Origin of the sequence: Streptomyces sp. NBC_00704 (assembly GCF_036226605.1) — a bacterium.
Classification (GTDB): domain Bacteria; phylum Actinomycetota; class Actinomycetes; order Streptomycetales; family Streptomycetaceae; genus Streptomyces.
Genome location: NZ_CP109000.1, coordinates 7,822,315 through 7,833,281, shown reverse-complemented (window position 1 = coordinate 7,833,281; position 10,967 = coordinate 7,822,315). Strand labels below are relative to the sequence as shown.

Here is a 10,967-nt window from a genome sequence, read left to right as displayed (position 1 = left end):
CGCTGTGCGCCGGGGCGGCCTCGGCGGCGGCCACCGCGCCCTTCGATAGGCGGGGGTGCTGGCTGCCCAGGGCAGACGATCCGAGCAGGGTGGCGAGAACGGCGAGCAGGATGGTCCACACCGCGACCGAGCCACATCCACCCGTGCGCGCGACGGTGTGCGTGAAGCGGGCCATCCCCACTCCCTTCCGATTGGTGGCGGCCCGCCGACAGCGGTCCGCAGCCTCAAGGCCCCGACCGGGGAGCGGGCAGCCGGAGCCCTCAGGAGTCGGCGGGGTCAGGCTTGGATGAGGCCGGCGCGGATGGCGTAGCGGGTGAGTTCCAGTCGGTCACGCAGGCCGAGCTTGTGCAGCAGGTTCTCCCGGTGCCGGTGGACGGTCTTGATGCTGATGACGAGCATCTCGGCGATCTCCTTGGACGAGTGCCCCTCCGCCACGAGTTTGAGGACCTCCTCCTCGCGCGGGGTCAGCACCTGATCGGGCGGCTCCTCGCCGTGGCGGACCCGGTCGAGGTAGTTGCGGATGAGCGCGGTGACCGCCCCCGGATAGAGGAAGGGCTCGTCGCGCATCGCGGCGCGGCATGCGGCCACCAGGTCGCGGTCGGCCACGGACTTGAGCACATATCCGCTGGCGCCGGCCTTCAGCGCCTGGAAGAAATACTGCTCGTTGTCGTGCATCGTCAGCATCAGCACCCGCACGCCGGGCTTGAGCGCGAGAAGTTCCCGGGTGGCCTGCAGACCGGTCATCCGGGGCATGGCGATGTCCATCACCGCGAGATCGACCTCCTGGGTGCGGGCCAGTTCGATGGCCTGCGCGCCGTCCCCGGCCTCGGCGACGACCTCCAGATCCGGCTCCCGGTCGAGGATGAGCCGCACCCCGCGGCGTACCAGCGCGTGATCGTCGGCGAGGAGGATACGGATGACGGATGTGTGCGGCGTGGTCATGGCTGCTTCCTGAGGGGCGCGGTGAGTCGGACCGTCGTACCGGCCTGCGGCTGGGAGGTGACATCCAGAGTGGCCCCGATCAGCAGGGCACGCTCGCGCATTCCGCGCATTCCCGCTCCTTCGCGGGCCGCCCCGGTGCCGCGGCCGTCGTCGACGACGGCCAGCTCGACCGCCTCGCCGGTGTGGCGCAGGCTCACCTCCACCTGGCCGGCCTCGGCGTGACGGGCCGCGTTGGTCAGGGCCTCCTGGGCGACGCGGTACAGCACCAGCTCTGTCTGAGGGTCCAGCGCGGGCAGGCCGATCTCGAAACGACGCACCACCCGCAGCCCTACGTGGGTGGCGAACTCGCCGGTCAGCGAGGTCAGCGCGCTGACCAGACCGAGGTCCTCGAGTACGCCCGGCCGGAGCCGACGCACCAGGCGCCGTACCTCGTCCAGGCTGCCCCGGGTGATCTCCTGTACTTGCCGCAGGTCACCGCGCAGAGGCTCGTCCGCGTCGTCGGCGGCCCGCTCCAGCGACAGCAGAATCGCGGTCATGCTCTGGCCCACCTCGTCGTGCAGTTCCTGGGCGATGCGGCGCCGCTCGGCTTCCTGCGCGAACAGGGCGCGGGCGCTGCTGGACGCCCGTTCGTGTTCGAGGCGCTCGAGCATGGCGTTGAAGGTGCGGATCAGTTCGGCGGTCTCACCGCCTCCCCCTTCCGGCAGTCGTTGCCCGGGGCGCAGCAGATCGACGGTGGCCATCAGCCGGGTGAGCCGGCCGAGCGGAGCCAGTCCGATCCGTAGCAGGGCCGCGTTGGCGACCAGCATGACGACCAGGCCGGACACGAGGATGATCGCCTCCGTCAGGACCACCGGCACGGAGACGGTCACCGGTGCCCACAGCAGCAGCGCGGTGGCGCTTCCCAGTACCACCGCGTTGAGCGCGAAGATCCGCCAGAACAGGGACACCGACTGACACCTTTCTCCGTGTGACACGGCACTGTCTCCACTGTCGGTCACCGCGCACCCCGAGCGTGAGCTGCGTCCAGCCGGTACTGACCGGTCCGCTGTCCATGCTGCCCGCTGCCGGCCGACGCGGCCATGGGCTCCAATGCCCATTTCCCGCGCCCGGCCTGCCCACGCCGCGATGGGCCACGGGCCATCCCACAGATGGGTATCGCGCCCGATGGGCTTTGCGCCGCGTCGCGGCCACGGTAGAGGCAGGAACCAGCCCCCTGACTCTCCCCCCTCCTGGCCCCAACGGCTGCCCGCCCGGCCCATCCCACCTCACGTGGAAAGAAGGAATCGCCATGTCACTCGATACGCCCCAGACCGAAGCCGGCTCCGAACGGCTGACGGCGCACGAGGCCCTGCAGCGCCTCGAACACGAACGGGCCTCCCGACTCACTCAGCTGCGGGCCATCGGCGAGGCTCGAGCTGACGCGGACGAACAGGTGATGCCCACGCAGAAGGAAACCATCCAGCGTGTCCTCGCCGAGGTCGAGGCCGCCTTCGCCCGCGTCCAAGACGGCAGCTACGGCATCTGCCGCCACTGCACCAGGCCGATTCCGGTCGAACGCCTGGAAATCCTGCCCTACACCCCGTTCTGTGTCCCCTGCCAGCGCAACGCCGTCTGACAACCACCCGTCCGACCTCCCTCTCCCGCCCTGCCCAGGGGGTGACTTGGTGAACCACCAGATCATCGACGACCGCAACACCGACCTGTCGACTGAGGACTTCGCCGCACTGCGCGAGAACCTGCACGAACAGCGCCTGTTCCGCCAGGAACAGCTGCACCAGCTCTCCACCGCCGCCACGTCCCGCGCCGACGCGTTCCGCGACCGGCAAGCCGCCTCCCAGATCGAGGTCCGCGTCACACTCGCCGCCTCCGCACGCATGGTCCTGGCCGACGTCGAAGCGGCGCTCACACGGATGGACCAGGGCCGTTACGGCACCTGCCGCCTGTGCCGCAGCCCCATCGCCCGCGAGCGGCTGATGATCGTGCCGCAGGCCCGCTACTGCGCCCCCTGCCAACAGGTCAGAGAGGCCGACCGATGACCACCGCCCCCAGCCCTCGTCCCACGACCGCCCGGCACCGTCCGTGGCCCTGGTGCCGACAGTGCACGGGCATCGCCCTCGATCTCGGCAGCGCCCGAACCCGCGCCTGGATGTCCGGACGGCGCATGATCCTCGACGTGCCCACGGTGACCGTCCCGGGCACCGGTGCCGTGTATCCCGTCCAGCGCGGGGCGATCGTCGACACTCCCGGAACGGCGCGGATGCTCGACCGTCTGCTCGGCCACCGTCTGCCCCGCTTCGGCCGCCCGCTGCTCATCCTGACCACGCCCGTCCTGGGCGGAATCACCTACCGGGCCGAAGCCCGCACCGCAGTGGACGTCCTGCATCCGGGCACCGTGCTGACCGTCCCCACCGCCCGTGCGGTGGCGGTGGCAGCGGACGCCGACCTGGCCCGTCCTCTGCTCGTCGTCGACATCGGCGCCCACCTCACTGAGGTCACGCTCCTCACCGACGGCGCGGTGACCGACGCCCGCCACACCGCCCTGGGCACCAGCGACCTGGACAGCCTCACCCCGCCCGCGCAGATCGCCGACGCGGTCGTCGCCATGGTGACCGCCATGACCAACCAGGACCGCACCTCCCAGACACGCGATGCCCTCCAGCGGGGTGCACTCCTCGCCGGCGGGGGCGCGCTACGACCCGATATCACGTACCCCCTCAGCCGCCGGCTCCGCGCCCCCGCCCTGTCCCTCCCCTCTCCCCACACCGCCGCAGTCCGCGGCGCCGCGAAACTCCTCCAAGCCGCCCACGCCCACCCTTCCACCACCACGCAGCACCACTGACCCACCACCTCGGCAAGCGCCCGGCCAGGTGCCACGTTCATGCGGAAGGAGACACCGTGGCCCGCGTCAATCCCCCGGCAAACCCTCCCGACGAACTCCCGCACACGCTGCTGTGGCGGTGGCGGCGCAATCCCCTGCGCCGTCGCACCGATCTTGCAGAGGGGTTGATCGCCGTCGGCCTGTTCCTGGCTGTGCTGGCCGCCACCCCCGCCGCCATGTTCCTCATCGGCGACACCGCCTACCGCCATCACAAGGAGACCGCCCGGCACCAGGCCGCCACCCGGCACCACACCACCGCCGTACTGGTCCACGATGCCCCCCGCCATCCAGAGCCGGGATCGTACGAGGCGAAGAAGACCCTGTACCCGGCCACCGTTCGCTTCACCGACCCCCACGGCCACACCCGCACTGCGAAGACCGACGTCGAACCCGCCCTGGCCGCCGGCAGCACCGTCCACGTATGGGTGAACGACGAAGGAAAGATCACCGATCCGCCCTTGACCACGGAACAGGTCCGCAACCGCACCATGCTCTATGCCGTTCTCGCCGCCCTGGCCGTCCCGCTCCTCGGCGCTGCCGCCTACAGCTACGCCAACCGCAGGCTGGAGCAGCACAACGTCGCCCAGTGGGACGCGGCCTGGGCCGATGTCGCCCCTCGGTGGACTACGTCTCGCTGATCCGCTGATCCGCTGACCCACTGACCCACTGATCCGCCACCACGGTCCCCGTCAGCGGGTGCGAATCCCATCGGCAGTCGCGCGCGGTCGCCATCAGCCTGTTTTCACCGCCCCAGGGAATCGACCAACGGTCGCGCTCAACCTCCTCAGGCTCAAGGCAATGGTCACGGTTCACGACGCGAGTCACCGACCGATCACCCCATGTCAGATCTCAAGCACGGTCTCGGAGATGGCACGACAACCGGTTTCTCCCGGCTTGGTGCCGCGCCCGATCGGCCTCGGCGAACCCCACGCTGAACTGCCTGAATAACCCCAGCCGGAATATCCCGATCTTGTGGAAGTGCGGACAGCTACCCTGTCGCGCATGGGGATACGACAGCGAACGTGGCGGAACGTGGACGGCGAGCGTATCGAGGGCACGTGGCGGCACGCCTTCATCCGCAACGGCGGGACCTACTTCCTCACCGACCTGCTGATCTACGCCGACGGAATGGTCGACTGCTGGGGTCTGGAGACCCTGGAGGGCTTCGCCGGCAAGCTCGCCTCCGGATGGGTCGCCACCGACCTGCCCGAAGGCGCCTGGGCATCTGCTCACCACCTCGCCTCGTGGAAGTTCACCGAGCCGAACAGCCAGCTGACGCCTGAGATGCTGCTCGGCGAGGTCCGCGACGAGATCTACCGGCTCAACGGCCGTCCGGACTCCACCGGCCGCTGCCTCGCCGCCGTCGATGCCTTCCGAGAACAGCCGACCGAGGCCAACCGGACCACCGTTCGTGAAGCTTACGAAGCCATCCCGGAACACCTGCGGAGATACGCCCTGGGCGACATGGACCGCAAGGACTTCCCCCTCCAGGTGATCGCGACCGGCCCCGGGAACCAGATCGAGCTGTGGAACGGAAACACCGTCGATGTCACCGACGAGATGCACTCCTCCGCCTTGGACTACTTCGCGCAGCGCGAGCACTCGCGGAAGCAGTACGAGACGAAGACACCCGCCGACGGTCCGACTGAACCAGTCGAGAGCAGCGTCCATCTCAACCAGGCGGTCTTCCCGCGCGGCTGGCCCGAGAACCCGGGCACCCTCGTACTGCGCAATGAGTTCCCCGCGCCAATCGTCCTGGGCAACCGAACCTATCCCACCGTTGCGCATGCCTACTGGGCGCTGGCGGTCGCCGACGAAGAACGACAGGCTGAGATCCTTGGCGCGGAAACACCGTATGACGCGCAGAAACTCGCTGAGAATTCCACCGTGCGCAACGACTGGCCCCAGGTTCGAGTCGCCGTCATGACACGCTTGCTGCGCGCGAAGTTCGAGCAACATCCCGAGTTCGCCGAGACGCTGATGGCCACAGGCACCACCCGACTGATTTACACCGAGCTCGGATCGACCTTTTGGGGTCAACACGGGCTCGAAGGACGGAACTGGATGGGCCGACTGCTGGAGCTTTCCCGCTCAGAACTCGTCGCCGCCAAGCTGAACGTCCTGCAATGATCGACCGGATCAGCCAGGCGCAGATCGGACGGCGGAGATCTCCACCCTCTCCCGGCCGGGACGGTGGTCGAGCCGCGGACGCCGGCAGCGCCGCCACCGACACGAGGACGCCGGCGGCGAGCGCGGCGCCGGCCAGACGGTGGGCGGTGACAGAAGCAGAAGCGGGAAGTCCCCAGATGGTGCGGGCACCCTCCCCCGCCAGTGTTCAGGGCCGTCGGGATGCCGGTGTGGTGTGCGGGCGGCGGCCGGACTGACCGCGCACACACACTCTGTCCGCCGCCCGCCGCGCATCGAGGGAAAAAGGGCTTGTGTCACGTGTTGCACGAGTCTTGGCGACTCTCACCTGTAACAGCCATGTCTTTGGTGGATGCGCGAGGTTGATGGCTTGATGCCCCAATACCCCTTGAGGGGCCGCGGCTTCGCGCCTGTCCGCCACGGCACGCCACCCCACCATGCGACAAGCCGTCACCCGAAAGCGGGTAACAGCCACCCACCCGCCGCCCGACCGGGCGGCCGCCCGCGCTGCGCCTGACGTGTTGGACAGTCACACCCCCTGGGCGACCGACTCCATCTCCTCGGCGGATGCCGGTACGGCCGGGCTGGTGCACCCGCTCGCGCCACGTCTGTCCTGTCGGTCATGAGCCCCCGCCTGCCCCCGCCAGGCCGAACGGCCACCCTGCGCCTCTGACCCTTCGGCACCGTCCTGGTCCTGGGACGACGCCCCCACGGCGAACCGCGCCAGAACTGCAGGCTTTGCGCTCAGCGACGGATTCAGGGCTGTCCTGGGCGCAGGTGATGCCGCATTGGACGGTGATCTGGATCACGACTGCTGGACCTCAACCCTGCTTGAGGAAGCAGGCTGTTGCACACAGCAGGGCGGTCGCAGAGGCGGTCCTGCAACTCACTCACCAGTTGATCCGCCGACGAAGTCTCCGCGGGTTGTGCGACCGTCCCGGTCGCCCGGCCGCGGACACTGAGCTCAGGAGAACCGTCATGGCCACGCTGTTGCACATCGACACCTCTCTCAACCGCGAGAACTCGCACTCTCGCGCTGTGACCGCCGCGTTCCGCGCGGCATGGGAGAACGAGCACCGGCAGAGCACGGTGATCTACCGTGACCTCGACGCCGAACCGATACCCCATCTGCAGGCAGCCGCCTACTACGCCGGCTACACCCCAGTCACGGATCAGTCCCCCGAGGAACAGGCCGCCTTTGCTCTGCGCGCCAGGCTGATCGAAGAGGCCGAGGCCGCGGACGCGATCTTGCTCGGTGCCCCGATGTACAACTACTCGATCCCCTCGACGCTGAAGGCCTGGCTCGACCACGTTTTCGCCGTAGGCCGCACCGCGATGACCGAGAAGCCCTCGCTCGCAGGCAAGCCTGTCGTCGTCGTGACCAGCCGTGGCGGGTCGTACCAGCAGGGCACACCCCAGCATGGCAACGACTATGTGCAGAGCTATCTGCGGCAGGCCCTCGGCACCGGTCTCGGCCTGGACGTCACCTTCATCGTCCCCGAGCTGACCCTCGCCCCGACCGTCCCCGCAATGGCCGACCTGGTTCCGCTCTTCGAGGCCTCCCGCGCTGAGGCCCTCACGGCCGCCCAGTCCCGTGCCAAGGAATTGCTGATGCGTCTGGCCGCATAGCACCACCGCCTCCTGAGGAGGGGATGTGCAGTTCCCGCAGTACGGGCTCGACCCCCAGGTGCGGGTGCTCGTCGAGGAGCACTCTCACCTGGGCCGGGTCGGGTCGAGCTGCGCGGCGAAAAAAGCCGAGGCCGTCCGCAGGACCTCGTTCGCCCGGCGCAGGTCCCGCACTTCGCGCCGCAGCTGAGCGAGCTCGTTCTACTCTTCGGTGGTGAGCAGGTCGTCCCGCTCGCCGGCGTCGGTCTCGGCCTCGGCCTGCCGGATCCAGTTCCGCAGGGCTTCGTGATGCACGCCGTTCCTCGGCCATGCGGCGGATCATGGGCTTCGGCTCGGCTGTCCGGTACATCCGCACCGCACGCCAGCGGGTACTTCCTCGTGGCAGGCATCGTCCGGGCTCCGCTCACAAGACCTACGGCAGTCCCGGGAACGAGGCCCCAGGGAGACTGGATCGCTGAGCACCGCGGGCGCCTGGAACAGGTCCGGCCGGCCTGGCCCCGCGAAGTCATCGAGACGGCCCCGGGAGCTTACGAGTGGAGCCCCAACCTGATCCAGGAGTACGGGCAGGAGCTCGGCGGTCCGAGGTACGTACGGGCGCCTCCACGCCGTCACCCTCACATTCAAGCGTGCCGAGAGCCACTCCAAATGCGGAGCCCCACGGCCTCATCAGCTGGAGAGTGTCCCTCGCATGCCCCATGTGGCGGGGAAGAACGAGCAACCTTCCGGTCGGGTGATCTTCCGGCCGTATGCGCATGAGGACAGGGCCTCCTGGTAGCTCGGGGGTGCGACCCCATTCCGAGCGGTTCCCGGAGGCCCTGCCCTCCTTGGTCGTGCTGTGCGCGGCCTGTGATCATCCGCAGGAAGGATGTAAGGCGCATCCATGATCGATGACGATGACCGGACGAAGTCCGCACACGAGGAAGGGAACACCCTTTGCGCATCCTCCGAATCGTCGGAACCGTCGTGGGCACCACGCTTCTGCTGACCGCCACGGCACCGGTCGCACAGGCGGACGCCAGACCGACCACGAAGGCGTCCGAATCACCCTTAAGCGGCGGGACATTGGACCCCGAGGCGCTCGGCGCCGGCCTCCGCGCCGCCCATGACGCGGGCATGTACGGCGTCTACTCCTCCGTACGAGACGGCGCCCAGCGGTGGACCGGCGCGGCCGGCGTCGCAGACATGGACACCCGGCGCCCGGCCCGGCCGGGCATGCTCCACCGAGTGGGCAGCGTCAGCAAGGCCTTCACCTCCGTCGCCCTCCTCCAGCAAGTGGAACAGGACCACGTCCGACTCGACGCGCCCATCGGCGACTACCTCCCCGACCTGGTCCCGGGCGAGCGTGGCCGTGAGATCACCGTCCGCATGCTCTTGAACCACACGAGCGGCATCGGCGACTACGTTATCGGCGCCTTCCCCTCCCTCGCCCACGGCTCGACTTCCAGCCTCGACGAGGAGCGGTTCCGCTCCATACGCCCGGAGCAACTGGTCCGCCTCGGGCTGGCGGCCACGACCACCGGTGAGCCCGGCGAAAAGTGGTCGTACTCCAACACCAACTACGTCATCGCCGGGCTGCTCCTGGAGAAGGTCACCGGCCAGGACGCCGAGGCATATATCACCCGCCACGTCATTGCCCGGGCCGGACTGCACCACACGTCGTTCCCGCGCTCCCCCTACATCCAGGGCCCACACCCCCGTATGTACGAGTCGTTCTACGGGCTCATCGACCCGCCGCGCGACTACAGCGACTACGACATGTCCTGGGCGTACACCGCCGGTGCGATCGTCTCCACCACCGACGACCTCAACCGCTTCTACCGCTCCCTGCTCGGCGGCAAGCTGATCGGCCCGGCCGCGTTGCAGGAGATGCAGCGAACGGTCCCAGCCGGCGCCATGGACTACGGCCTGGGGATCTACACCATCGACATCCCCGGCTGCGGCCGTTTCTGGGGACACGACGGTGCCGTCTTCGGCGCCGGCACCATCGCCCTCTCCAGCCCTGACGGCAAACACCAGGTCGCCATGGGCTGGAACCTCATGAAGTACCAACGTCTCACCTCCGACGGCTCCGGCTTCGAACCGAGCCCGATCGACGACGCCCTTAACGAGCAGGTCGTCCGCGCACTGTGCCCGGCGGGCACGTGGTCCCCGGCACCCGGCTACCGCTCGGTGACGGAGCCGGCCCGGACGATACTGCCCGGCGTGGACCTGGCGCCCACGGCGTGGGCTACGGCCCTGCGCTGAGACGAGGCACCTGACCCGCTGCACGCCGAGGTCACTGTCCAGCGCCACCGCACCAGCCCGCTGGCTGCCGCAGTTGCCGGGCTGCGGCTGCGGCTGCGGCTGCGGCTGCGGCTGCGGCTGCCAGAGCCTGGGCCGAGACATGCGGAGCGTCGAGGCGGGTCCGGCCGATCATCCGGCGGTCGGGCCCGCTTCACGCGAACCGTTGCCTGGCGGTCCGGATACCGTCCGGCTCAACCCTTCGCGATGTCGTTCACGACGATCACTACCTGGACAGGCCAGCTCCTTGGTTCAGAGAACCGATGCCTTTACGGTGAGCGTCGGAGCGGCCACTTTCGGCCAACGTGGAAATCTGGACGCGTTGGACACTGAACAGCGTCTCTGACGCGCGACCGTTTCTGGGGGGAAGACGGATGCTCGACAACCTGAAACGGCTGCACGCTCTGGTCGGGTCCCCATCGCCGGCGACTCTCGCCCGGCCCGCTCAGACCGAAGGATCAGCGACGTCGAGATCCACCTTCGGCAACCTGCTGAACGGCAGGCCCACGCGGCTCGAAACGGTAGAGGCGTTCGTCCAGGCCCGTACCCGGCATGCCCGCACCCGCCGTCCCTCCATCACCCCCGACCCCATGGCGGACCGTCGTTGAATGCCAGACACTGGCTGGCATCAAGCGCGCCGTGGGTCGGGCCGGGCGCAGTGGACACAGGTGGTCGCTGCCGGACGGATCTCGAGGCGTTCGGGCGGGATCGTGTCGCCACAGACTTCGCACTGCCCGTACTCGCCCCGTTCGAGTCGTTCCACTGCCCGGTCCAGTTCTTCCAGGTGCTGGCGCGCCTGCCCTATCAGGGCGACCACGTGAGCTCGCTCGAAGGCGGTGGTGCCACCTTCGGGGTCGTGCTCGTCGTCTACCGCGACCAAGGCGTTCGACGCGACAATCCCGTCGAAGTCGCGGCTCAGTGCAGCCGCCCGAGCCAGGGTGTCCGCGCGGTCGGCCGCGAGGCGGGCGCGGGCGGTCGAGAAGGAGGACGAGCCGGACTCGTCATGGCCCTGCTGGGATACGTGGCCCATGCTGCGACAACGCTGATTCATGATTCCCGATTCCCCCTCCGCACCGCGCTGCTCTTCACCTTCGGG

The 10,967-nt window shown here is 68.9% G+C and carries 12 protein-coding genes; 9 read left to right on the top strand and 3 right to left on the bottom strand.

The window, feature by feature from the left end:
• Positions 1–276: 276 nt before the first annotated feature.
• Both OG802_RS34035 and OG802_RS34030 read right to left on the bottom strand, forming a co-directional pair.
• Entirely contained in the window at positions 277–942 is a 666-nt protein-coding gene (locus tag OG802_RS34035) for a response regulator transcription factor (RefSeq protein ID WP_329416702.1), read from the bottom strand.
• Entirely contained in the window at positions 939–1,889 is a 951-nt protein-coding gene (locus tag OG802_RS34030) for a HAMP domain-containing sensor histidine kinase (RefSeq protein ID WP_329416701.1), read from the bottom strand. Before OG802_RS34030 ends, OG802_RS34035 begins: the two co-directional genes overlap by 4 nt.
• Before the next feature lie 341 nt (positions 1,890–2,230).
• Between OG802_RS34030 and OG802_RS34025 the strand changes: the two genes are divergently transcribed.
• The 9 genes from OG802_RS34025 (at position 2,231) to OG802_RS33985 (ending at position 10,479) form a co-directional block, all read left to right on the top strand.
• Positions 2,231–2,557 carry a TraR/DksA C4-type zinc finger protein gene (locus tag OG802_RS34025; protein ID WP_329416699.1) on the top strand — a complete coding sequence of 109 codons (327 nt, stop codon included), beginning with the start codon at positions 2,231–2,233 and terminating at the stop codon, positions 2,555–2,557.
• A 46-nt stretch (positions 2,558–2,603) separates the two neighbouring features.
• The gene (locus tag OG802_RS34020) at positions 2,604–2,978 is read left to right on the top strand and encodes a TraR/DksA family transcriptional regulator (RefSeq protein WP_329416698.1); all 375 of its coding nucleotides are present in this window, start codon (positions 2,604–2,606) and stop codon (positions 2,976–2,978) included.
• Positions 2,975–3,781, top strand: a complete 807-nt coding sequence (locus OG802_RS34015; protein WP_329416697.1) for a hypothetical protein — start codon at positions 2,975–2,977, stop codon at positions 3,779–3,781. Before OG802_RS34020 ends, OG802_RS34015 begins: the two co-directional genes overlap by 4 nt.
• A gap of 56 nt (positions 3,782–3,837) precedes the next feature.
• Entirely contained in the window at positions 3,838–4,458 is a 621-nt protein-coding gene (locus OG802_RS34010; RefSeq protein WP_329416696.1) for an Rv1733c family protein, read from the top strand.
• Positions 4,459–4,822: 364 nt separating this feature from the next.
• Positions 4,823–5,950 (top strand): NADAR family protein, encoded by a 1,128-nt coding sequence (locus OG802_RS34005; protein WP_443055420.1) that lies wholly within the window; start codon positions 4,823–4,825, stop codon positions 5,948–5,950.
• Positions 5,951–6,943: 993 nt separating this feature from the next.
• Complete coding sequence (locus OG802_RS34000; RefSeq protein ID WP_329416693.1) at positions 6,944–7,594, top strand: FMN-dependent NADH-azoreductase; 651 nt, start codon at positions 6,944–6,946, stop codon at positions 7,592–7,594.
• Positions 7,595–7,619: 25 nt separating this feature from the next.
• On the top strand, positions 7,620–7,781 hold the full coding sequence (locus OG802_RS36065) for a hypothetical protein (RefSeq protein ID WP_443055475.1): 162 nt from the start codon (positions 7,620–7,622) through the stop codon (positions 7,779–7,781).
• 743 nt (positions 7,782–8,524) lie between these two features.
• Positions 8,525–9,835 carry a serine hydrolase domain-containing protein gene (locus OG802_RS33990; protein ID WP_329416691.1) on the top strand — a complete coding sequence of 437 codons (1,311 nt, stop codon included), beginning with the start codon at positions 8,525–8,527 and terminating at the stop codon, positions 9,833–9,835.
• Positions 9,836–10,245: 410 nt separating this feature from the next.
• Positions 10,246–10,479 carry a hypothetical protein gene (locus OG802_RS33985; RefSeq protein ID WP_329416690.1) on the top strand — a complete coding sequence of 78 codons (234 nt, stop codon included), beginning with the start codon at positions 10,246–10,248 and terminating at the stop codon, positions 10,477–10,479.
• A 20-nt stretch (positions 10,480–10,499) separates the two neighbouring features.
• Here OG802_RS33985 and OG802_RS33980 read toward each other — a convergent pair whose 3' ends face one another.
• The gene (locus OG802_RS33980; protein WP_329417621.1) at positions 10,500–10,901 is read right to left on the bottom strand and encodes a TraR/DksA family transcriptional regulator; all 402 of its coding nucleotides are present in this window, start codon (positions 10,899–10,901) and stop codon (positions 10,500–10,502) included.
• Between the last annotated feature and the right edge of the window lie 66 nt (positions 10,902–10,967).

What these genes read in the sequence shown, in the direction of transcription:
- OG802_RS34000 (WP_329416693.1), top strand. Translation starts at nt 6,944, where the DNA reads ATGGCCACGCTGTTGCACATCGACACCTCTCTCAACCGCGAGAACTCG.
- OG802_RS34015 (WP_329416697.1), top strand. Translation starts at nt 2,975, where the DNA reads ATGACCACCGCCCCCAGCCCTCGTCCCACGACCGCCCGGCACCGTCCG.
- OG802_RS33980 (WP_329417621.1), bottom strand. Translation starts at nt 10,901, where the DNA reads ATGGGCCACGTATCCCAGCAGGGCCATGACGAGTCCGGCTCGTCCTCC.
- OG802_RS34005 (WP_443055420.1), top strand. Translation starts at nt 4,823, where the DNA reads ATGGGGATACGACAGCGAACGTGGCGGAACGTGGACGGCGAGCGTATC.
- OG802_RS33985 (WP_329416690.1), top strand. Translation starts at nt 10,246, where the DNA reads ATGCTCGACAACCTGAAACGGCTGCACGCTCTGGTCGGGTCCCCATCG.
- OG802_RS34025 (WP_329416699.1), top strand. Translation starts at nt 2,231, where the DNA reads ATGTCACTCGATACGCCCCAGACCGAAGCCGGCTCCGAACGGCTGACG.
- OG802_RS34035 (WP_329416702.1), bottom strand. Translation starts at nt 942, where the DNA reads ATGACCACGCCGCACACATCCGTCATCCGTATCCTCCTCGCCGACGAT.